The organism is Vibrio sp. 10N.222.52.B12 (assembly GCF_002875385.1).
Classification (GTDB): Bacteria; Pseudomonadota; Gammaproteobacteria; order Enterobacterales; family Vibrionaceae; genus Vibrio; species Vibrio jasicida.
The window spans coordinates 174,111-196,945 of the sequence record NZ_MDAW01000117.1 but is presented as its reverse complement, the minus strand read 5'-3'; the positions used below and the strand labels follow the sequence as shown (position 1 = coordinate 196,945).

Here is a 22,835-nt window from a genome sequence, read left to right as displayed (position 1 = left end):
CGCGCCACTCTTTAGGGTTTCCTTAGTGAACTCCTGATATTGGGAATACTGATATCGAAAACTGCGCGTCCTTAGCTCAGCTGGATAGAGTACCTGGCTACGAACCAGGCGGTCGGAGGTTCGAATCCTCCAGGACGCGCCACTCTTTAGGGTTTCTTAATGAACTCCTGATATTGGGAATACTGATATCAAAAACCGTGCGTCCTTAGCTCAGCTGGATAGAGTACCTGGCTACGAACCAGGCGGTCGGAGGTTCGAATCCTCCAGGACGCGCCACTCTTTAGAAAAAGCCTCGCTTATGCGGGGCTTTTTTGTATCTGAGAACTGGCCCCCTTCTTATCGATACTGTCCTCAGTCATTCCAGCGTTTCTGTTTTAAGATTGTGCGACTTCTTGCCATCAACTCATTGCTAAACCTTCAGATCTAACCTAATCGTTTATAACCGCCACAAGAAAGGATTACTCGATGTTAGGGAAGACTCTGATTGGCTGCACTCTTGGGTTGGTATGTGTAGCTCAAACCGCAAATAGCTCGGAAGGCGATGATATTCCTCAACGGGCTCAGACCGTCAGTGATGTTATAGACCGCCCAGGAGTGCTCACGCCGCGAGGACAGTGGTCATTCGACACATCACTCAGCTACACGCAAAACTCTTCAAATAAAGTCTCTGTGGTTGGTTATACCGTGTTACCAACATTGATCGTGGGACGAATTGAGGTCAGTGATGCTGATAGAACTACAGTTACGGTTGGCTTAACCGCTCGCTATGGTTTGACCAACGCTACGGAATTGGAGGTTCGGCTGCCCTACGTTTATCGAAACGACCAGATTGCAACGCGCCCTATTCAGGACGGTTCGAATGCTGACGTGGTCAATACAACAATCGATGGTGGCGGGATGGGAGATGTTGAGCTTGCGATTCGCCACCAGTTTAATTTTGATAGTGCACCTTATTGGGTCGGTGGTTTAAGAGTCAAATCCGATACTGGGCGTTCGCCTTACGATGTTTCTATAGACGAAGGCAGTAATTCCTTTAGTGATGTGCCGACGGGATCTGGTTTTTGGAGTTTTGAACCCAACATTTCAATGATCTACCCAACAGACCCAGCGGTGCTGTATGCAAGCCTGAGCTACATCTATAACTTGGAAGAGAATGTTACTGTTGGAGATACCAAAGCAGACGTTGATCTTGGTGATACCATTGCGTTAGCGGGAGGGATGGGCTTTGCCGTCAATCCAGACTTGTCTTTTTCGTTAGGGTTAAGCCACAAAACGATTTTGAAAAGTAAAGTGAACGGCAGCTCGGCTGATGACGCGAAGTTACTTCAATTGGATGCACTGACGTTCGGTGTTAATTATGCCTTTAGCCCTAGAGCATCGCTCAACGTAAGTGCGCAAGCTGGATTAACCGAAGATACCCCAGATTTTCAATTAACGATTCGTGTGCCATTTAATCTGTAGTAGGTGAATACAGAGGAATCTAAGGGTTGTTGTGATGACAGCCCTTTTTTGTACAAGCGCTTCTTGTTGGAAATTATTGGAGGTGATTCAACAGTGCGTCTTCTAGTTGCTGGTTTGCACGAATTTGTTGCATTACGCCACTCACTTGCGCATCGATGTCGACCAGTGTATTTAAACCAATCACACTGTTATCTGTGGTGTTTTGAATGATGTTGATGATGCTGGAATTGATGAACTCTGAGCTAATGATATTTGGTTGATTCGGGTTCGTCACATCTGGTGAGTTTGCGCGGTTATCACTTATAAAGTTGCCTTCGCCAAATTGAATGATGTTGACGATGCCTTGATCGAGAGGGTTACCTAGACCATCTGAGCTATTGCTGCCGCTAATATTGGTAAGGTGGCCATTCTCAATAACTAAATTGGCAATGGTGGTATTTAGGATATCTTGTCCATTGATTGTGGTGGTAATACTTAATCCGATGTTGATGATGTAATCGTCAGTGACTTGAAAGCCACCACGAAGTTCGGATAACGAATTCGGTGGAAGTGGGGTTAACCCCGTTAGATCCACTTCATTCGCTAGAGAAAGTGTCGAAGTCAAAACACCGCATGTCAGAATCCACTTAGATAGCCTCATAACCACACCTCATCTAGTTCTCTCCAGCGACGGGGAGCGTAATGCTAAACACACCGAGAGAATCTCTTTGCACACCGCTTTCTAGGGGAGAGGAATGATAAATAGCAAACTTATCGTCAGTAATAAAACCAGATCGACCAACTTCAGCTTCGTTACGGATTAGAAGCACAATCCCTTGATAGTATTTCTGGAACTCTTCGTATTTCATGATCATGGTGCCCCGAGAGGGATCGCCTAAGATCACGGAGTCTGCGTTCATTCCTCTGATCACCACGAAGTGCATGTAACCATCAAAATTGACGAGTGTGATCCCTGGGACCCCTACATTGCGAATCTTTTCTAATCCTACTTGAAAGCCGTCTGAGTTAAGTCCAATGGAATCGAGGTAAACTTTCATGTCTAGTAGTGAAAAGCCTTTCTCTTTGATCTTCTTTTTATCTCCCTTGTCGTACATGCTTTTAAAAATATCTTGTTCTGACGAAGGGGTTTTATAGTGATAGGTCAATAGAGAGGCCAGTGCTGCTGAACCACAACTGAAATCATACTGTTGACGAAATACATCACCAAATACGATTTCTTTGTAGCTTTTAACAGGCACAGAAAAATGTCCCCGATGAGGGAGAAACTCCAATGAATTGGCTGAAGCTGACAGAGCCAGCAACAGCCAAGGTAAGTTTTGCCAAACTTTCATATCAATATTTACTTGAGTGTCAGGTTAACGACGGTTGAGTTCTGGATTAGAACGTTGTTACCAGTATTCTGAATCACGCTCGATATCCCTGAACTGTCTGCGAACGCTCCTGGTGAGAGTATGTTGTTTCCGCTCACGGTATTGGTCGCTACGTTATCTGAAGAAATGCCATCTACATCTGATTCTGCATAAACAAGGTCTAGCTCAACATTCTGGCCACCTCGTGCTTCATTCATTGTTTCTAGACTGACACTTTCATCAGATAACGTTATGTCTTCTGCGTGTGCGGAAAAAGCAACTATCATACCCAAGGTACACAGTGCCAAACGCATCGCTTTCTCCTAGCTTCCTTTACTCACCACCGGTAAACACACTGGCATTGGTAGCAACAGATTGTTGAATCAGTGAGTTCGCTCCGGCATTTTGTGCCACAGTTGTAATACCCGCAGCACTATCTAAACCGCCAAGGTTATTCACGTTTTCAACTTTCACTTTTGCGTCTTTCTCTCCTGCATCGTAAGTGACCGATGCTGAGTGAACTTGCCCCATCACTTCTGAGTTTGCTACGACCATATCTGTATCCATGTTGATTTGGTTGAAGCTGTCCGTGTTGGTTGTGCTTGAGTCACTGTTGTCGTTGTAGCTATCGTTTGTGCTGCTATCGCTGTTGTCGTTCGCGTAGCTTCGGTTATCGCTTTGATCACGATTATCACTTTGATCACGATTGTCCGAGTTATTGTCAGCGTAACTACGGTTGTCACTATTGTCGTTGTTGCTGTCATTAACGCTTGAATCACTGTTATCGTTGTTACTACGACGAGTGGTTGTGCTTGAATCACTATTGTCGTTATTACTACGTGTAGTGTTCATGCTGGAATCAGAGTTGTCGTTTGCGTAACTACTGCTGTTGTCGCTGCTATCGCTTTGGTCACGGTTATCTGATTGATCTCGGTAGTCTGCTTGGTCACGGTTATCGCTGTTGTCGTTGTAACTGCCATTCGTACTTGAGTTGGAGTTATCGTTCGCATAGCTACTGCTGTTGTCATTATTGCTTTGGTTGGTGCTCGCGTTGTGGTCACTGTTGTCGTTGTTACTACGCGTGGTGTTCATGCTTGAATCTGAATTGTCATTCGCATTATTGGTACTACTGTTATTGTAGCTACCGTTGGTACTTGCATTGCTACTGTCGCTGTTATCACTGTTGTCGTTGTTACTACGCGTGGTGTTCATGCTTGAATCAGAACTGTCGTTCGCATTATTCGTACTGTTGTTGTTGTAACTACGATTTGTATTTGCATCAGCACTGCTGGCGTCATTTGTGCTGCTGTTCGTTTGTGTAGTGGTTTGTGTTGCCGTGTTTGCGCTGTTCGTCCATTGCTTATTGTCATCGCCATCATCAATACCGTTAGCAGCTAATACTGAACCACTAAAAAGAATCGCTGACATTGCGATAGCAAGCCCTGTTTTGTTAAGAGTCATGTTGATTACTCCATTTCCTGATATTTCCTAATTAAAAATGACTGCACGTAAACTTCTTGCTGCCTCCTTAACTGCGGAAGCGAGAGAATTATAGGTAAGGGTTTTTGGGGGCGTTTCTTATGAATGAGAAAACTATCAGTAGTGAGTTAAATGAAGAATAGAAGCTGGTTGGCTTACTGATAAAAGCTAATTTTTATCATCAACTTAGTGAGAATAGCTCTCATTAGGGTGCTTCAAGTATGAAAATATCTGACTAATAAGGCTGAAAAAGTAGGTTTTTTCTCATCAGATGACTCAGCCTAAAATCCCAGCGGTTAAGTCGATGTTTAGACCCCTGAATTGAAGGTGTCAGTAAGAACAAGCAGTTAAATTAGGTTGGGTGGAAAGGTGTCGACTCTACATTTAAAAATGCTCAATCCTTTTGGTTATTTTATGTCGTAGGTGTGCCCGTAAAGTCAGCCTGAACTGCTATATTTTCTCTATTGATAATTTTATTGATCATCAATGTGGTGATCAGAAAACACTGGCACATGGAGGTAGGTAGTAAAGGTGTCAGCAAACAGTGGTGGATACTATGGGAACCAAACATCTTCTCCTTCTAGCGGAGAATAATCTTCAAACCAGTTTAATAGAGGGGCAATTATCAATCGCACCTGATGTAAAAGTCAGAACGTGTTTACCAGAAGAGGCCGTCTTTCGTAGTCATACCATGAGCATCGATCTTGTGTTTATTGACTATGACTTTATGAGGCGACTTGAATCCAGAGGTTTGCTCCCGGATTTCGATTTATTCGGTTGGCCGCTAATGATTCACAACGTGCCAAGCGAGAGCGTTGAAAATGAATTGTTGCGATGGAAGCTACTTAAAGGCATTTTGCTACAAAGTGCTTCTGTGTCCCACATAAGTGAGAGTGTGGAATATATATTTCAAGGAGGATTGTGGTTACCAAGGGTGTATTTAGAAACGTTAATCAACAACTACAGACACTCGAATGTTTCGATGGAATGCCAACATGATTCGCTAACCAGTCGTGAGAGGCAAATTTTAGAGTTGCTGGCTTATGGAATATCAAACCAGCAGATCGCTTCACAGTTGTTTTTGTCAGAGAGTACGGTGAAAAGCCATATCTATAAGTTGTACAAGAAACTGGATGTACATTGCCGTCATGATGCTATCAAGATAGTGCGGATGAACGGGGGGTTAACCGCACAATAAGTACTCAAAAAAGAATGCGTAAATAATCATAAGCTCATTCAAGAGCGGCTAGTTTCACAACCCGAGGGGCAAACCTTTGCTCGTATCATCTTATTCGCATTTTACTTTTGGTGTGATTACTTAAGAAATAAATTGTAAACCAGTTGTTTTAATTTGGTTAAATTGACATAGGTTTCTGTTTTTATTTTATTTTCTTCCTTCATTTAGATTGATTTTTTGAAATACCAATCGCAGTTTTTATAATCACTTTAATTTAGTGTGGTTATAAGTTAAACATTCTTATGTTCAACGATGATTTTCTCTCGAATTGTGATCTAGGTAGTGAATAAATAATCAATATTAAAGATTAATTAAAAGCTTCCTTAAACAAAATTGACAAAATTTAACCAATCGAGATAATCCATTGGTCGGGATTTGACGCTATTAGAGTCCTGCGCATTGTCAGGATGACAAAGAAAGGAAGCAACATGACGAATATAGGAAGCCTGCTAGTAGATGCGGCCACCCTGATGCTAACAGGGATGGCGGTCGTATTTATTTTCCTCACCATTCTAGTTTATCTCGTTCGGCTTTTGTCGAGATTGGTACCAGAAGAAGTACCTGAGCCGATCGCAGCACCAAAAACACGCACCAACGTTCAATCAACCTCTTCAGCTGTTAGTCCACAAGTAGTGGCGGCGATTTCGGCGGCGATTCATAAACATCGCGCCTCTGTCGCGAAGTAGCCGAAAGATAGGATTAAAAAGGAGTTTAAGAGCATGTCTAAACCACTAGCTATTACGGATGTGGTCCTTCGTGACGCCCATCAATCACTGTTTGCTACGCGTATGCGTATCGAAGATATGCTGCCTATCGCAGCGGAATTGGACAAAGTTGGTTACTGGTCATTAGAGACCTGGGGTGGCGCAACTTTTGATTCTTGTATTCGATTTCTGGGAGAAGACCCATGGGAGCGTCTACGTGAGTTAAAAAAAGCAATGCCAAACACGCCGATGCAAATGCTACTTCGTGGTCAAAACCTTTTAGGATACCGCCATTATGCTGATGACGTAGTAGAGAAGTTTGTTGAGCGTGCACACGTTAACGGAATGGATGTGTTCCGTATTTTCGACGCAATGAATGACGTACGAAACTTTCAAACGGCTGTTAAGGCTGCTGTGGATGTTGGTGCACATGCTCAGGGTACGCTGTCTTACACGACCAGCCCAGTGCATAACACAGAGACGTGGGTGGATTTAGCAAAACGCTTAGAAGACCTCGGTTGTCACTCTCTGTGTATCAAAGACATGTCTGGTTTGCTCAAGCCTTATGAAGCAGAAGAGCTGATCACTCGCATCAAAGCATCCTGTGATGTGCCACTAGCGCTTCACTGTCATGCAACGACGGGGTTATCAACCGCGACTGCTGTGAAGGCCGTAGAAGCCGGAATTGATATCCTTGATACCGCGATCTCTTCAATGAGTTGTACTTATGGCCATACGCCGACAGAAACTGTGGTAGCGATGTTGCAAGGTACAGAGCGTGATACCAACTTAAAACTGGACCAAATTGAGCCTATTGCGGCTTACTTCCGTGAAGTGCGCAAGAAGTACGCGAAATGGGAAGGGCAATTGAAAGGGGTGGATTCTCGTATCCTCATTGCTCAGGTTCCTGGTGGCATGTTAACCAACATGGAAGGTCAACTTAAAGAACAAGGGGCGGCAGACCGTCTTGATGAAGTTCTGGAAGAGATCCCACGCGTGCGTGAAGATCTTGGTTTTATTCCCCTAGTAACACCAACCTCACAGATCGTCGGTACCCAAGCCGTTATTAACGTGCTGACAGGTGAACGATATAAGAGCATCACGAAAGAAACCGCAGGCTTGTTAAAAGGTGAATACGGTGCAGCACCCGCCGCATTGAACGCCGATCTGCAAACAAAAGTTCTTGATGGAAAAGAGGCGATCACGTGTCGTCCTGCTGATCTATTGAAACCTGAAATGGAGACGCTTACTGTCGATTTGATGGAGAAAGCACAGTCTGATGGTATCAAGTTGGCAAGTGAGCGTGTGGATGACGTATTGACGTATGCTTTGTTCCCTCAAGTTGGTCTCAAATTCCTTAAGAACCGTGACAACCCAGATGCGTTTGAACCTGCTCCAACGCTAGAGTCAGCGAAACCAGCAGCTCCGGTAGCGCCAGTAGCAACCGGTGGTGTTGAGACTTATAGCGTTCGTGTGGATGGCCAAGTGTACGAAGTGGAAGTCGGCCCACAAGGACAGCTGGCGTCTGTTACTCCAAATGTTTCAGCAGCTCCAGTACAACCAAGTGCTCCCGTAGCTCCAGCAAATACTTCTGCGGAAGCAGTACCGGCACCGCTTGCCGGTAACATCTTTAAAGTGAATGTTCAGCCAGGCGCTGAAGTGGCTGAAGGGGATGTTCTGCTTATCTTAGAAGCGATGAAGATGGAAACCGAAGTTCGCGCGGCTCGTGGTGGAGTAGTGCAAGAGCTGAATGTGAAAGAAGGTGATGCCGTTACTGTTGGTTCACCGCTTCTGAGCTTAGCATAAGGGAGTATCATGGACGGATTGATGACCTTATGGTCAGAAACAGGGATCGCGAACTTTGAGTTCGGCCAAATCTGTATGATGTTGGTTGGTTGTGCACTGCTGTTTTTGGCGATCAAAAAAGGCTTTGAGCCATTGTTGCTATTGCCTATTGGTTTTGGTGCCATCTTGGCTAACATTCCAAATGCAGGCTTTACTGACCCAGGTGGCTTGCTTTACTACGTGTATTACATCGGGATCGAATCAGGTGTCTTCCCACTCTTGATCTTCATGGGTGTCGGTGCGATGACGGACTTTGGTGCCTTAATTGCGAACCCGAAAACGTTGTGGTTAGGGGCCGCTGCTCAGTTTGGTATTTTTGCGACACTATTTGGCGCGATTTTACTTAACTACGTTCCTGGTATGGAATTCTCCATGGCTGATGCATCGTCTATCGCCATCATTGGTGGTGCAGATGGACCTACGGCGATTTTCTTAGCAAGTAAACTGTCTCCGGACCTACTTGGTGCGATTGCCGTTGCGGCATACAGCTACATGGCGTTGGTGCCGATTATTCAGCCTCCGATCATGAAAGCACTTACGACCAAAGAAGAGCGTCAAATTAAAATGGCTCAACTGCGTCATGTCGGTAAGTGGGAAAAAGTACTGTTCCCACTTGCTGTGTTGCTGATGACAATTCTATTCCTGCCATCGGCTACACCTTTGGTTGGTATGTTCTGTTTAGGCAATTTGATGCGCGAAGCGGGTGTAGTGGATCGTTTATCCAAAACCGCTCAAAACGAGCTGATCAACATCGTGACCATCTTCTTAGGTCTTGGTGTCGGCTCTAAACTGCAAGCTGAACAGTTTTTGAATCTAGAAACACTTGGCATTCTGGGTTTAGGCGCAGTGGCATTCAGTATAGGTACTGGTGCAGGTGTTCTGATGGCGAAGCTTCTCAACAAGTTCTCGAAAGAAGACATCAACCCACTTATCGGTGCTGCGGGTGTTTCTGCGGTACCAATGGCAGCTCGTGTTGTGAACAAAGTTGGCTTAGAAGCGAACCCACAAAACTTCCTGTTGATGCATGCGATGGGGCCAAACGTAGCCGGTGTACTTGGTTCCGCAGTCGCGGCTGGTATCTTGTTAGCGCTAGTAGGCTAATCGTCTTGTTCGATTTTTGGTGGATACGCTACGACATAGAATTATCCACCAATTTACAAATTGACGATTAACTTCGGTAAACAAAATGGTTTATAGTCAAAGGGATGCTTTCGCATCCCTTTTTGTTTTCTCGCAGGGAATGGGCTATGGAACACAAACAGATAGTGATTACTAAGTTTGGCGATGCAGACGTTCTCGCCATTCAAACCGCACCAACACCCTCACCTCAAAAGGGTGAAATCCTCATAAAAGTCGCCTATTCAGGCATTAATCCTATCGACGTGAAAACGCGCGCGGGGTTAGGTTGGGCGGCCGCACAAAATAAAGATAACCTTCCTTGGGTTCCGGGGTATGACGTTTCTGGCAAAGTGGCGTCTTGTGGGGAAGGGACATCACGTTTTGAAGTCGGGGACGAGGTTGCTGGTTTCATTGGATTTCCAGCTCGTGGTGGTGGTTACAGCCAATACCTTTGTGTTCCTGAGTCAGCTCTCAGCCGTATTCCCAATTCAATAACTTTAGAAGCTGCGGCTGCACTTCCTCTGGCAGGGCAAACGGCGGCTCAAGCATTAAGCAAGGCTAATGTTACTGAAGGCGACCGAGTGTTGATTCTCGCTGGTGCAGGTGGTGTTGGCCACATAGCGGTACAAATCGCCGTAGCAACCAAAGCCGAAGTCTTTACCACCTGCAGTGAGCGGAATTTAGACTACCTCGCAACGCTGGGAGCGCATGCAGTGAACTATCAATTTGCGCCAGTGTCAGAACGTGTTGAAGATGTGGATGTGTTGATCGATCTTGTCGGTGGTGACGCCGCTTTAGATGCTCTGAAATGTTTGACTGATAACGCCCGAGTGATCACCGTTCCGACCATAACGGCTGAGTTGATTTGTGAGAAAGCAAAACTGCTTGGTTTTGATGCTAGTGGCATGCTGGTGGAGCCGGATCGTGAGCAGCTCGACACCTTACTTTATATGGTGGGGGTTGGTCTGCTAAAAACAGAAATTCAACATGTTTATCCGATGAACGAGGTTGTGGATGCCCACCGACAAGTTGAATCCGGACGGACACGAGGCAAGGTATTGCTTGATATGACATGCTAGAGGCATTTAATGCAGCCTTTGAAAATTTAGCACTGTGGTTTTCTGACTCCGCATTATGGGTGTTGTTCATTACTGGATTTCTTAGCGCTACCCTCTTGCCGGGGGGCTCTGAAGCTGGATTGATCGCGACCCTCTCGTTAAACCAGTATTCCGCTACTTCCATCATTATTGTCGCCACGATTGGTAACACGCTTGGTGGATTGACCAACTATTGGCTTGGGCTTTGGATTCCAAATAAGACAAAAGATGAAAAACACGGCCATACGGCACTTAAATGGCTGTCCAAGTATGGATATTGGGGATTGTTCTTTAGCTGGTTACCAGTGATTGGTGACCCGCTATGTTTAGCGGCAGGATGGTTAAGGATGAAATTTCTGCCGTGTATGGTTTTGATATTTTTAGGCAAAGCAGCAAGGTACTCCTTGTTAGCCGCCATCTATCTCGGTTTATTTTAAGGAAAGCGCATGAGAATGTTTTGGGTAAGCGCGTGCTCACTGTTGGTGATCACGGGCTGTGCATCAAACGCCCCAGTATCATCATTGCCTGATGGGGTTACTTTCGTCGAAGCGTCGAAAGCAGAAGAAGGCAAAGTTAAAATTCCATACCAGAAGTATCAACTAGACAATGGTTTAACGGTGATTCTGGCACCAGAGGACTCCGATCCACTTGTGCACGTTGATGTGACATACCATGTTGGTTCTGCACGAGAAGAAATTGGTAAATCTGGTTTTGCTCACTTCTTCGAACACATGATGTTTCAAGGTTCAGAGAACGTTGGTGACCAGCAACACTTTAAGATCATTACTGAAGCGGGTGGTACTTTAAATGGTACAACTAACCGTGATCGCACTAACTACTTTGAAACTGTCCCTGCTAACCAACTTGAGAAAATGCTGTGGTTAGAATCGGACCGCATGGGCTTTTTGCTTGATGCCGTTTCGCAACACAAGTTCGAGATCCAGCGCTCAACAGTAAAAAATGAACGAGCCCAGCGCTACGACAACCGTCCGTATGGTTTGATTTGGGAGCGTATGGCTGAAGCGCTTTATCCTGAAGGTCATCCATATTCATGGCAAACCATTGGCTATGTGGAAGATCTCGATCGTGTTGATGTGAACGATCTGAAAGCCTTCTTCTTGCGTTGGTACGGTCCAAACAATGCTGTGGTGACTATTGGTGGCGATATTGATGTTGAACAGACGCTTGAGTGGGTGAACAAATACTTTGGCTCTATCCCTCGCGGCCCTGAGGTCGATAATGCGCCAAAACAACCAGCGAAGCTGGCAGAGAGTAAGTTCATCACGCTGGAGGACCGAATCCAACAGCCAATGGTAATGATTGCTTGGCCAACCACTTACAGCGGTGAAGCAAGCCAAACTTCGTTAGACACACTTTCTAGCGTATTAGGCAGCGGCACCAACAGTGTGCTCTACCAAGATTTAGTGAAGACACAAAAAGCAGTGGATGCGGGTGCATTCCATGATTGTGCTGAGCTGTCTTGTAACTTCTATGTTTACGCGATGGGTGATTCTGGTGACAAAGGGGACCTGTCAAAGCTTTATGATGAATTAATGATATCGCTGAACAAGTTTGCGAAAGATGGCGTGACAAAAGACCGTCTTGACCAACTAAAAGGTCAAGAAGAAGCGAATGCGATCTTTGCGCTTGAAAGTGTTAAAGGCAAGGTGACGCAACTTGCTTCTAACCAAACGTTCTTTGGCCAGCCTGATTTAATTGAGAAACAGCTTGAGCAGATCCGTGCAGTAACACCAGAATCAGTAGAAAAAGCTTACAGCGACTTTATCCAAGGGAAGAACAAAGTTACTTTGAGTGTGGTGCCAAGAGGGAAAACAGAATTGGCAGTGAAACCTGCTACATTTGTCACCCCAAAACGCACATTACCTGAATACCAAAAGATCACGGATGACCAGTTAGCCTACCGTCGTGCGACTGACAACTTCGATCGTTCTGTTCAGCCTCCGGTTGGTGCTCCAGTCGAAGCAACCATGCCCAAGCTTTACGACATCCATTTCAATAATGGTTCAGAGTTACTTGGTACGATGAGCAATGAAACGCCAACCATGATGATGCAGTTCAGTCTCCCGGCAGGGACGCGTTTTGTTGAAGAAGGCAAGGAAGGTCTGGCACAGCTGACCGCTGCGATGCTGCAAGAAGGCACAACGCAACACAGTGTGGAAGAGATTCAAGCTGAGCTTGATAAATTAGGTAGTGTTATCTCTGTTGATGCGACGGGCTATACGACTGACATCAGTGTGTCCTCACTAGAGAAAAACCTAGCACCAACACTCAAGATTGTTGAAGAGATGTTGTTGTCGCCTGCATTTAAAGAAGAAGACTTTGAACGAGTGAAAATGCAAGCGTTAGAAGGCTTAGTTTACGAACATCAAAAACCAAGCTGGATGGCCGCGCAAGCCAGCCGCCAAGTTTTGTACGGTGATTCAGCTTTTGCTCGTCCAAAAGAAGGCACCAAGGCCGGAGTAAAGGCGCTAACACTAGACGATGTTCGAGACTTCTATGCGAAGCACTATACACCGCAAGGAGCGCAGATCATTGCGGTGGGCGATATCAATAAAGCAGACGTAGAAAAACAACTGACGTTTTGGTCTAACTGGAAAGCAGAAGCAGCACCGTTGTATTCTCCGCAAAAAGTAAACCCTTTGGGTAAGCAACAAATTCACCTAGTGGATAAGCCTGGAGCGCCACAAAGTGTCGTGATGCTCGTACGCCAAGGTATGCCTTACGATGCGACTGGTGATTTTTACCTTGGTCAGCTAGCGAACTTTAATCTGGCGGGTAACTTCAATAGCCGTATCAACCAAAACCTTCGTGAAGACAAAGGCTACACTTATGGTGCTTATGGTTATTTCTCCGGTAATGCGGAGACTGGCTCGGTTGTTTTCACTGCTCAAGTGCGTGCGGATTCAACGGTTGCGTCTATTATCGAGATGGAGAATGAGTTGAACGAGTTCTCACAATCGGGCATGACTGACGATGAATTGAAATTTATGCGCCAAGCGGTCGGTCAAAAAGATGCGCTGAAATATGAGACGCCAACACAGAAAGCGAAACTCATCAGTGATATTGTGAAATACGACTTAGATAAAGACTATTTACAGCAACGAAACGCTATTGTTGAGAAAGTTGATAAGCAGACTCTCAACGCTCTAGCCGAAAAATGGTTTGACCCGAACGACTATCAAATCGTGGTTGTCGGGGATGCAAAATCCCTTCGCCCTCAACTAGAAAAGTTAGGGAAAGACGTGGAAGAGCTTGAAATCATTCGATAGAGTACACATTTAATAGCGGAGAGGAGACTCTCCGCTATTCGTTTCTAACTAGATAAATGACTTTTTGATGGGTTATTTATCTAGATGGATTATATATCAATAACTTAGCTTTCACTTGCCACGCTTGGCGAGTGTCCTGCTCCCAATATAAGCGAACCTCATTTTGACTGATTTTGCTGCGCGACTAAAACAAGTTGCATCAAACCCAGAAGTATTTAAGCAGTTTGGACGCGGTGTTGAGCGAGAAACTTTGCGCTATCGTCAGGATGGACACCTAGCAACAACACCTCATCCAGAGGGTTTGGGCTCAGCGTTCACAAACAAATGGATCACGACAGACTTTTCAGAATCTCTACTGGAATTCATTACGCCTGTATCACATGATATCCCTGAATTGATCGGGCAGTTGAAAGACATCCATCACTTCACTCAAACCAAAATGGGTGAAGAGAAAATGTGGCCACTTTCGATGCCATGTTATGTAGGCACTGAAGATGATATTCAGCTAGCTCAATATGGCTCATCAAACTCAGCAAAAATGAAAACGCTTTACCGTGAAGGTTTAAAACGCCGCTACGGTAGCTTAATGCAAATTATCTCGGGGGTGCACTTCAACTTCTCTTTCCCTGAATCGTTCTGGGATGCACTACATGGAGAGCAAGATGAAGAAGCTCGCCAAGAAACGAAATCCGCAGCGTACTTTGCTCTAATCCGTAACTACTACCGTTTTGGTTGGATGATCCCGTACTTCTTTGGAGCGTCACCAGCATTGTGTGGCTCGTTCATTCAAGGACGTGAAACTGATCTGCCATTTGAGAAAATTGGCGGGACGCTTTTCTTACCAAAAGCAACCTCTCTGCGTCTGAGTGATCTCGGTTACACCAACAGCGCGCAAAGCGTGCTTAAGATTGGCTTTAACAGCATTGAACAGTATCTTGAAGGCTTAAGTGACGCTATTCGTCGTCCATCGGATGAGTTTGCAGAGATTGGTGTGAAAGTGGATGGCGAATACCGTCAATTGAACTCAAACATTCTGCAAATTGAGAACGAGCTATACGCTCCAATTCGCCCTAAGCGTGTAACGCAAAGTGGTGAAAAACCATCTGAAGCTCTGACACGAGCGGGTGTTGAATACATTGAAGTCCGTTCTTTAGACGTAAACCCATTCAGTGCGGTTGGCGTGAGTGAGGAACAAGTTCGATTCTTGGACCTATTCCTAACATGGGCAGCGCTTTCTGACTCTGACCCTATGGATAACTGCGAGCTTGAATGCTGGCGTGATAACTGGAACAAAGTTATTGTTTCTGGTCGTGAGAAAGGTTTGATGCTGCAAATTGGTTGCCAAGGCGAACGTTTATCTCTGCAAGATTGGGCGCACAGTGTATTCGCTGATCTTCGTCAGATTGCGGTTGAAATGGACACCGCGACTGGTGGTAATGCGTACCAAGCGGTTTGCGACAAACTGGAGTCTTGGATTGACGAGCCTGAGCTTACTATCTCTGGTCAATTGCTTGAGCTGACCAAAGAGCACGGCGGTTTGGGTAAAGTGGGTTGTGCGCTTGGTATGAAGTTCCGCGAAGAAAATCTAGCACATAGCTATGAGCAATACTCGGCAGATGCGATGGAAACTGAAGTCGCGACATCGGTAGAGAAACAAAAACAAGCAGAGCAAAGTGACACGTTATCCTTTGATGACTTCTTAGAAGATTACTTTGCTTATCTAAAACAATAATCAGCAGTAAGGGCAGGGATTGGACATTAAGCCGTTAGTGGTGTCTGTGCTTGGAAGCGTAATGTTAGCCGGTTGTGCGACAGCGCCCCCAAAGCAACAAGACAACCTATGTGAAATATTCCGAGAAAAATCTGGTTGGTATGAAGATGCCAAAGACATGGAAGAAGAGTGGGGTACGCCGATAAACGTGGCGATGGCGATCATCAAGCAAGAAAGTAGCTTTCGTCATGACGCTCGACCACCAAAGGATTACGTTCTCGGCTTTATTCCATGGGGGCGCGTAAGTAGCGCTTACGGTTATGCTCAAGCTCAAGACCCTGCTTGGGAAGATTTTCAAGATGCGACGGGTCAAGGTGGTTCACGTACTAACTTCGACGACTCAATGATGTTTGTCGGTTGGTATACCCATGAGACTCGTCGTCAATTAGGCATCTCATTGTGGGATCCTTACAAGCAGTACCTTGCTTATCATGAAGGACGTGGTGGATATAAGCGCGGAACCTATAATAGCAAGCCAAGCTTGTTAAAGGTTGCAAGACGCGTTGAGCAAACCGCAAAGACTTATGGCTGGCAGCTGAAGCAATGTCGTCAGGAACTAGAAGACAACAGCAGCTGGTTCTTTTAACCCCCTAACGAATTCATTTGGACTGGGGGAATGAATAGAAATCAATGCCAATACTCTTGAGTATTGGTCGTTACAATCAGGAGAGATGTAATGCCTTTATTAGACAGTTTTACCGTAGACCACACTCGCATGAATGCACCTGCAGTACGAGTGGCTAAAACGATGCAAACCCCTAAAGGGGATACCATCACGGTATTCGACTTGCGCTTTACTGCCCCGAACAAAGACATCCTTTCTGAACGAGGAATTCACACGCTAGAGCACCTGTATGCGGGCTTTATGCGCAATCATCTAAATGGTGAAAGTGTTGAGATTATTGATATTTCACCAATGGGCTGTCGTACAGGTTTTTACATGAGTCTAATCGGTACGCCTTCAGAGCAGCAAGTGGCTGACGCTTGGATTGCAGCAATGGAAGACGTATTGAAAGTAGAAAACCAAAACAAGATCCCTGAGCTGAACGAGTACCAATGTGGTACAGCGGCAATGCACTCTCTGGATGAAGCGAAGCAAATTGCAAAGAACATTCTAGAAGCGGGGGTTGCGGTGAATAAGAATGATGAGCTGGCACTACCAGAATCAATGCTGAAAGAGCTACGTATCGACTAACTTAGCTTTTCGTTCAGATAGCTGAAAACATAAGAGCCTGACAGTGTCAGGCTCTTTTTCTTTGCGATTTAAGGCGTGATATTTTGTTCACACTTAGCTGTTTTTCTTCAGCTTTGGATACACTTTTACAAGCTTGATACGGTTCTCTTCTACTTGAACAATTTCCATTGGGTGCCCAGAAACTTGCACACTCAAATGGCTTTGAGGAATATCTTCCAGATGTTCAAGGATCAAGCCATTGAGGGTTCTTGGTCCGTCAGTTGGCAGTTTCCACTTCAAACCTTTGTTGATGTCTCGAATATTTGCACTGCCCTCAATTAAGAAGCTACCATCACCTTGCGGTGTGATCTCTTCGGACAAGCTCGGTGCGATTGATGTGGTAAACTCACCGACGATCTCTTCCAGAATATCTTCTAACGTCACTAGTCCGTTAATGTCGCCATACTCATCGACAATTAAACCGATACGCTGTTTATTACGTTGAAACTTCAACATCTGTACGTTCAGTGGCGTGCCTTCAGGAATGTAGTACACCTCATCGGCTGCGCGTAGCAGTGTCTCTTTGTTGAACTCGTTCTTCTCTAGCATTAAGCGATAAGCTTCACGCAGACGCAGCATACCAACCACTTCATCAATTTGGTCACGGTACAGCACAATACGGCCATGAGGAGAGTGAGTCAGCTGACGAACGATAGATTTCCAATCGTCATTGATGTCGATGCCAGTGATCTCATTACGAGGCACCATGATGTCATTCACTGTGACGTGCTCTAGGTCCAAAATAGACACCAGCATGTCTTGGTGACGACGAGGAATGAGGCCGCCAGCTTCATTTACCACGGTACGCAACTCTTCTGAGCTAAGGTGGTCTTCTGTGGTGTGATCGGCTTTTACGCCGAGTAAACGGATAAAGCCGTTAGTAATAAAGTTCACCAACATGACGAGTGGTGACAGCACCTTCATTAAAATAGTAAGAAGGATGCTGCTCGCATAAGAGACGCGCTCCGGATAGAGCGATGCGATCGTTTTCGGTGTCACCTCTGCAAAAACCAGCACCACCATAGTGAGAGCACCAGTTGCAATTGCGACCCCTAAATCGCCATACAAACGCATACCTAAAATGGTTGCGATAGCGGAAGCGAGGATATTAACGAGGTTGTTGCCGATAAGGATCAGGCCAATAAGGCGATCTGGGCGGTCGAGAAGCTTTTCGACTCGCTTCGCCCCTTTATGCCCATTATTGGCTAAGTGCTTTAAGCGGTAACGGTTCAAAGACATCATCCCTGTTTCTGAACCGGAGAAGTAACCTGATATGACGATAAGACACGCGAGTAGCGCAAATAAGATACCCGTAGATATGTCGTCCAAAACGCAGCAGTTCCTTTTATGTGTTTGGTTAATTTATGACCGAGCTAGGTCATGAAGTCAATGGAATAAGGGGTACTCTATTTTATTTGCTCGGCAATATAAAGGATAAGGAGCACAAGGCTCCTTATTAATTGCATTTAATCGATGGAAAGTATCAACTTAAGATGATCTCTTTCACGAAGCGACTACCAAAGTACGCCAAGGTCAACAAAGTCGCACCTGCAACCGCAAACCAAGTCACTTTTTTGCCTCGCCACCCTTTACGGTAGTGACCCCAAAGCAGAATTGAGTACACAATCCAAGCGATGAAAGAAAGGATTCCCTTGTGGGCTTTACCTTGAGCAAACATGTCTTGTACAAACACAAAACCAGTAATCAGCGTTGCCGTGAGCAACAAGTTACCAATCAAGATAATTTTGAATAGCTGACGCTCTACCATCATGAGTGGCGGTAAGTTTGGATTGATTGCGAGTGATTTTTTCGTTTTAAGTTTGTGATCAAGCCAAGCTAACTGGAGTGCGTAGAGTGCACCAATGGTCAACGTGGCGTAAGAGAAGAGTGCGAATGATATGTGAATAAGTAACTTAGGGTCATTTTCTAAATGTCTAATAAATGTGCTTGGTAAAAACGTTGCTGCAGATAAATTGATAGCAGCAAAACTGTATACCACAGGCAACAAGAACCATAAGCGATTCTTAAGCATTGCCACACTCATGACCAAAGAAATAATAAAACTTATTAGCGAAGCAACATTAAGAATACTGAGGTTTTGCCCTGAGCCGTCAAATATCAGGTCACTCAGAATCCAAGCATGAAAAACAAGCGCACATGCCGCACTGGCAAATACGGTTTTGACTTTGATTCCTGACTGCTGAGAGAGTCCAGGTATGATGGTCGCTATCGCCAAAACGTAAAGTATGGCGGCCGCGATGGCAATTAAGCTATCCATGAATCCTAAGAGTTATTGTGCACGATGCTAAAAATTATACCTTGCATTACTCTTTGGGGCTACGGTAGATCCTTCATCAATCACGAGAGATGAGATATTGAAATTAACAAGTTAGCCCTCAAGTTAATGATAAGAGCAGTGTTCGGGTATGACTGTGACGTTGGCTAAGGTATACTCACACTAATTAATCGCCATTTTAGCGAAGAGACAAAGATGTTTGAGAATTTAACGGATCGATTATCCAAAACGCTGAAAAATATCAGTGGCAAAGGTCGTCTGACCGAAGACAACATTAAAGAAACCCTACGTGAAGTGCGCATGGCGCTTTTGGAAGCGGACGTTGCCCTTCCTGTTGTGCGTGAGTTTGTTAACCGCGTTAAAGAAAAAGCGGTGGGCGTAGAAGTTTCTAAATCGCTGACTCCGGGTCAGGAATTCATCAAGATCGTTCAAGCAGAGCTTGAAGGTGTAATGGGTGAATCTAACGAAGCCCTAAATCTAGCAGCGCAGCCGCCAGCCGTTCTTTTAATGGCGGGCCTACAAGGTGCGGGTAAAACCACATCGGTAGGTAAGCTTTCTAAGCTTCTAAAAGAGCGTGATAAGAAGAAAGTCTTGGTTGTGTCGGCCGACGTTTACCGTCCTGCGGCAATCAAACAGCTAGAAACTCTAGCATCAGACATCGGCGTCGACTTCTTCCCATCGTCACCAGATCAAAAACCACTTGATATTGCGAATGCCGCGATCGACCACGCGAAGAAGAAATTCTATGACGTGCTTATTGTCGATACCGCAGGTCGTTTGGCTATCGATGAAGAAATGATGGGTGAGATTAAAGATCTTCACTCTGCTATTAACCCGGTCGAGACACTGTTCGTTGTTGATGCAATGACAGGTCAAGATGCGGCGAACACAGCGAAAGCATTTGGTGATGCGCTACCGCTAACCGGTGTGATTCTGACTAAAGTGGATGGTGATGCACGTGGTGGTGCGGCGCTATCGGTTCGTCATATCACTGGTAAGCCAATTAAATTCCTAGGTGTAGGTGAAAAGACTGACGCACTAGAACCATTCCACCCAGATCGTATTGCATCGCGTATTCTAGGCATGGGTGATGTACTGTCTCTGATTGAAGACCTACAACGCAATGTCGACCAAGACAAAGCAGAAAAACTAGCGAAAAAGTTCAAAGAGAAGAAAGGTTTTGACCTTGAAGACTTCCGTGAGCAGCTAGGTCAAATGCAAAACATGGGTGGCATGATGGGCATGCTAGACAAATTGCCAGGTATGTCTCAATTGCCGTCAGACGTGAAAGACAAAGTTGACGACAAGATGTTCAAGCAAATGGAAGCGATCATCAGCTCAATGACAATGAAAGAACGTCAACGCCCGGAAATCATCAAAGGCTCACGTAAAAAACGTATCGCAGCAGGCTCGGGTGTTCAGGTACAAGACGTTAACCGTCTGCTTAAGCAGTTTACCCAAATGCAAAAGATGATGAAGAAAATGCAAAAGGGCGGCATGAAAGGCATGATGCGCAACATGCAAGGCATGATGGGCGGCGGTATGGGTGGAGGCGGTGGCTTCAATCCATTTGGTCGTTAAACGATTGCCTAGACTTTAGTTTCAGGGTGTTAGCTACATCACAAACTTGAATTTCAATTTATGTTGGTGAAAAAGTAACTAAATACCTTGCATTGCTTCGGGATAAGAGTAAAATTCCGGAGCTTTATTTTGGCACGAGACCCCAGATTGTTCAGTTTTATGGATGATTATTGGGGTTAATTTTATTTTTGAGAAAGCAAAGAGGACGACATGGTAACCATTCGTTTGGCACGTCACGGCGCTAAAAAGCGTCCATTTTATCAAATCGTAGTAGCGGACAGCCGCAACGCTGCAACTGGCCGTTTCATCGAGAAAGTTGGTTTCTTCAACCCAACTGCTAAAGGTCAAGAAGAAGGTCTACGTCTAGACCTAGACCGCGTTAACCATTGGGTTGGTCAAGGCGCGTCTCTATCTGACCGCGTTGCTAAGCTAGTTAAAGACGCTCAAAAAGCGGCTTAATTCTTTTAAGAAGTAGAAACTAGTTTATGTCGATGAAAGGTAAAGAAACGATGAGCAACGAGAAGATTGTTGTAGGCAAGTTTGGTGCTACTTACGGCATTCGTGGTTGGCTTAAAGTTTTTTCCTACACAGACAATGCTGAAAGCATTTTCGATTACAGCCCTTGGTTTGTTAACCAAAAGGGTACGTGGGTTGAGTACAAAGTAGAAAGCTGGAAGCGTCATGGTCAAGGCTATGTATGCAAGCTAGCAGGGTTGGACGTTCGCGAAGACGCGCAGCTGATGACCAACTTTGAAATTGCTATTGACCCTGCGGTACTACCTGAATTGTCAGAAGAAGAATTCTACTGGCGTGAATTGTTTGGGATGCAAGTGGTAACCACTAAAGGTTACGATCTGGGTGTCGTTAATGACATTCTAGAAACTGGCTCAAACGATGTTCTGGTTGTTAAAGCAAATCTAAAAGATGCTTTCGGGCAGAAGGAACGATTAATCCCGTTCCTTGAAGAGCAAGTGATCATTAAAGTTGATCGCACAGCTCAACGGATCGAAGTTGACTGGGATCCTGGATTCTAATCTCCAAAACTACAGAGCGAGATAAACATGTGGGTTGGCGTTATTAGCCTTTTTCCTGAAATGTTCCGTTCTGTTACTGAATTTGGAGTAACAGGTCAAGCGGTTAAAAAAGGTCTTTTGTCAATTGAGACTTGGAATCCTCGAGATTTCACTCACGACAAACATCGCACTGTCGATGACCGACCTTACGGTGGTGGTCCTGGTATGTTAATGATGGTTCAGCCTTTGCGCGATGCCATTCATACCGCGAAAGCAGCCTCACCGGGTAAGACGAAAGTCATTTACCTTTCTCCTCAAGGTCGCAAGCTCGACCAAAAGGGAGTAGAAGAACTGGCAACGAATGAGAATTTACTTCTGATTTGTGGCCGTTACGAAGGGGTAGATGAGCGTATCATTCAATCTGAAGTCGACGAAGAATGGTCGATTGGAGATTTTGTGATGACGGGTGGTGAAATACCAGCCATGACACTGATCGATTCAGTCTCTCGGTTTGTTCCGGGTGTACTAGGCGATTTTGCGTCAGCAGAAGAAGATTCTTTTGCAAATGGTTTGTTAGATTGCCCTCACTATACGCGTCCTGAAATGTTGGATGATAAAGAAGTGCCAGCGGTACTGATGTCAGGCAACCATAAGGATATTCGTCAATGGCGACTAAAACAGTCGCTAGGCCGAACTTGGCTAAGAAGACCAGAGCTCCTGGAAAACCTAGCTCTGACTGACGAACAGGAACAATTACTTGCTGAGTTCATTACTGAACATAACGCAAAGTAACCTAATTTATTTAGTATCAGTTTATTCTAGGAATTTAAAAAATGAGTAACATCATCAAAGCTCTTGAAGAAGAGCAAATGAAATCAGACCTGCCTAAATTTGCACCAGGTGACACTGTTGTAGTTCAGGTTAAAGTTAAAGAAGGTGAGCGTGAGCGTCTACAGGCTTTCGAAGGCGTTGTAATCGCAATCCGTAACCGTGGTCTACACTCTGCTTTCACTGTACGTAAGATCTCTAACGGTGAAGGTGTTGAGCGTACGTTCCAAACACACTCTCCAATCGTTGATAGCATCGAAGTTAAACGCCGTGGTGCAGTACGTCGTGCCAAGTTGTACTACCTACGTGAGCGTTCTGGTAAGTCTGCTCGTATCAAAGAGAAACTTGCTAAGAAGTAATGCTATAACTAGCGTTCTCATAGTAAACGGAGCCCAATTGGGCTCCGTTTTTTTATGCGAGGAAAAAGACGCTGGGTTTAGGGAGTGGACGTTGTCCTTCGAGAATCGGGAACGCTACGAGATTCGAGAGCTTCTCGCTTTAGGAACCGAGAGGTGTTGTTGAAGAGCTAGT

Annotated in this window: 22 protein-coding genes and 2 tRNA genes; 18 read left to right on the top strand and 6 right to left on the bottom strand. The window is 45.2% G+C overall.

The window, feature by feature from the left end; genetic code table 11:
* The first annotated feature begins 65 nt into the window (after positions 1-65).
* From BCT11_RS13335 to BCT11_RS13325, 3 genes are all read left to right on the top strand, one after another.
* Positions 66-142: transfer RNA gene (locus BCT11_RS13335), tRNA-Arg, on the top strand.
* A gap of 57 nt (positions 143-199) precedes the next feature.
* A tRNA-Arg gene (locus BCT11_RS13330) sits at positions 200-276 on the top strand.
* 189 nt (positions 277-465) lie between these two features.
* Positions 466-1,461 (top strand): transporter, encoded by a 996-nt coding sequence (locus tag BCT11_RS13325; RefSeq protein ID WP_038882253.1) that lies wholly within the window; start codon positions 466-468, stop codon positions 1,459-1,461.
* A gap of 73 nt (positions 1,462-1,534) precedes the next feature.
* Here BCT11_RS13325 and BCT11_RS13320 read toward each other — a convergent pair whose 3' ends face one another.
* The 4 genes from BCT11_RS13320 to BCT11_RS13305 are packed head-to-tail and all read right to left on the bottom strand — an operon-like array spanning position 1,535 to position 4,271.
* Entirely contained in the window at positions 1,535-2,101 is a 567-nt protein-coding gene (locus tag BCT11_RS13320; protein ID WP_102388507.1) for a hypothetical protein, read from the bottom strand.
* 13 nt (positions 2,102-2,114) lie between these two features.
* The gene (locus BCT11_RS13315) at positions 2,115-2,792 is read right to left on the bottom strand and encodes a C39 family peptidase (RefSeq protein WP_102388506.1); all 678 of its coding nucleotides are present in this window, start codon (positions 2,790-2,792) and stop codon (positions 2,115-2,117) included.
* A gap of 8 nt (positions 2,793-2,800) precedes the next feature.
* On the bottom strand, positions 2,801-3,124 hold the full coding sequence (locus tag BCT11_RS13310; protein ID WP_038870446.1) for a hypothetical protein: 324 nt from the start codon (positions 3,122-3,124) through the stop codon (positions 2,801-2,803).
* Positions 3,125-3,143: 19 nt separating this feature from the next.
* A complete protein-coding gene (locus BCT11_RS13305) occupies positions 3,144-4,271 on the bottom strand; it encodes a hypothetical protein (RefSeq protein WP_038870445.1) in 1,128 nt (375 codons plus the stop codon).
* A 574-nt stretch (positions 4,272-4,845) separates the two neighbouring features.
* On the opposite strand from BCT11_RS13305, the gene BCT11_RS13300 reads away from it, so the two are divergent.
* The 10 genes from BCT11_RS13300 to luxS all read left to right on the top strand — a co-directional run bounded on the left by BCT11_RS13300 (position 4,846) and on the right by luxS (position 16,547).
* On the top strand, positions 4,846-5,487 hold the full coding sequence (locus BCT11_RS13300) for a response regulator transcription factor (RefSeq protein WP_038870444.1): 642 nt from the start codon (positions 4,846-4,848) through the stop codon (positions 5,485-5,487).
* A 467-nt stretch (positions 5,488-5,954) separates the two neighbouring features.
* On the top strand, positions 5,955-6,212 hold the full coding sequence (locus BCT11_RS13295) for an oxaloacetate decarboxylase subunit gamma (protein ID WP_038870443.1): 258 nt from the start codon (positions 5,955-5,957) through the stop codon (positions 6,210-6,212).
* Positions 6,213-6,245: 33 nt separating this feature from the next.
* Positions 6,246-8,036, top strand: a complete 1,791-nt coding sequence (gene oadA / locus BCT11_RS13290; protein WP_102388505.1) for a sodium-extruding oxaloacetate decarboxylase subunit alpha — start codon at positions 6,246-6,248, stop codon at positions 8,034-8,036.
* Positions 8,037-8,045: 9 nt separating this feature from the next.
* Positions 8,046-9,176, top strand: coding sequence for a sodium ion-translocating decarboxylase subunit beta (locus tag BCT11_RS13285; protein WP_038870452.1), 1,131 nt, complete (start codon positions 8,046-8,048; stop codon positions 9,174-9,176).
* 146 nt (positions 9,177-9,322) lie between these two features.
* A complete protein-coding gene (locus BCT11_RS13280) occupies positions 9,323-10,273 on the top strand; it encodes an NADP-dependent oxidoreductase (protein WP_102388504.1) in 951 nt (316 codons plus the stop codon).
* Positions 10,267-10,728, top strand: coding sequence for a YqaA family protein (locus tag BCT11_RS13275; protein ID WP_038870456.1), 462 nt, complete (start codon positions 10,267-10,269; stop codon positions 10,726-10,728). Before BCT11_RS13280 ends, BCT11_RS13275 begins: the two co-directional genes overlap by 7 nt.
* Before the next feature lie 9 nt (positions 10,729-10,737).
* Complete coding sequence (locus BCT11_RS13270; protein WP_102388503.1) at positions 10,738-13,581, top strand: pitrilysin family protein; 2,844 nt, start codon at positions 10,738-10,740, stop codon at positions 13,579-13,581.
* Between the two features lie 163 nt (positions 13,582-13,744).
* Positions 13,745-15,313 (top strand): glutamate--cysteine ligase, encoded by a 1,569-nt coding sequence (gene gshA / locus BCT11_RS13265; RefSeq protein ID WP_038878898.1) that lies wholly within the window; start codon positions 13,745-13,747, stop codon positions 15,311-15,313.
* 19 nt (positions 15,314-15,332) lie between these two features.
* The gene (locus BCT11_RS13260) at positions 15,333-15,938 is read left to right on the top strand and encodes a hypothetical protein (protein WP_164492027.1); all 606 of its coding nucleotides are present in this window, start codon (positions 15,333-15,335) and stop codon (positions 15,936-15,938) included.
* Between the two features lie 90 nt (positions 15,939-16,028).
* Positions 16,029-16,547 carry an S-ribosylhomocysteine lyase gene (luxS, locus tag BCT11_RS13255; RefSeq protein ID WP_038870464.1) on the top strand — a complete coding sequence of 173 codons (519 nt, stop codon included), beginning with the start codon at positions 16,029-16,031 and terminating at the stop codon, positions 16,545-16,547.
* Between the two features lie 93 nt (positions 16,548-16,640).
* Here the strand turns inward: luxS and BCT11_RS13250 are convergent, their stop codons facing one another.
* Positions 16,641-17,915, bottom strand: coding sequence for a CNNM domain-containing protein (locus BCT11_RS13250; RefSeq protein ID WP_038870466.1), 1,275 nt, complete (start codon positions 17,913-17,915; stop codon positions 16,641-16,643).
* Between the two features lie 154 nt (positions 17,916-18,069).
* A complete protein-coding gene (locus BCT11_RS13245) occupies positions 18,070-18,864 on the bottom strand; it encodes an inner membrane protein YpjD (protein ID WP_038870467.1) in 795 nt (264 codons plus the stop codon).
* 213 nt (positions 18,865-19,077) lie between these two features.
* Here BCT11_RS13245 and ffh point away from each other — a divergent pair, with 213 nt between their 5' ends.
* From ffh to rplS, 5 genes are all read left to right on the top strand, one after another.
* Positions 19,078-20,463: a signal recognition particle protein gene (ffh, locus tag BCT11_RS13240; protein ID WP_038870469.1), complete on the top strand. Its 1,386-nt coding sequence runs from the start codon at positions 19,078-19,080 to the stop codon at positions 20,461-20,463.
* 210 nt (positions 20,464-20,673) lie between these two features.
* Positions 20,674-20,922, top strand: coding sequence for a 30S ribosomal protein S16 (rpsP, locus tag BCT11_RS13235; RefSeq protein ID WP_005438039.1), 249 nt, complete (start codon positions 20,674-20,676; stop codon positions 20,920-20,922).
* Positions 20,923-20,948: 26 nt separating this feature from the next.
* Positions 20,949-21,497, top strand: coding sequence for a ribosome maturation factor RimM (gene rimM / locus BCT11_RS13230; protein ID WP_038870471.1), 549 nt, complete (start codon positions 20,949-20,951; stop codon positions 21,495-21,497).
* Positions 21,498-21,524: 27 nt separating this feature from the next.
* Positions 21,525-22,268 (top strand): tRNA (guanosine(37)-N1)-methyltransferase TrmD, encoded by a 744-nt coding sequence (gene trmD, locus BCT11_RS13225; RefSeq protein WP_038870473.1) that lies wholly within the window; start codon positions 21,525-21,527, stop codon positions 22,266-22,268.
* 41 nt (positions 22,269-22,309) lie between these two features.
* Positions 22,310-22,663, top strand: coding sequence for a 50S ribosomal protein L19 (gene rplS, locus BCT11_RS13220; RefSeq protein ID WP_038870475.1), 354 nt, complete (start codon positions 22,310-22,312; stop codon positions 22,661-22,663).
* Positions 22,664-22,835 lie beyond the last annotated feature (172 nt).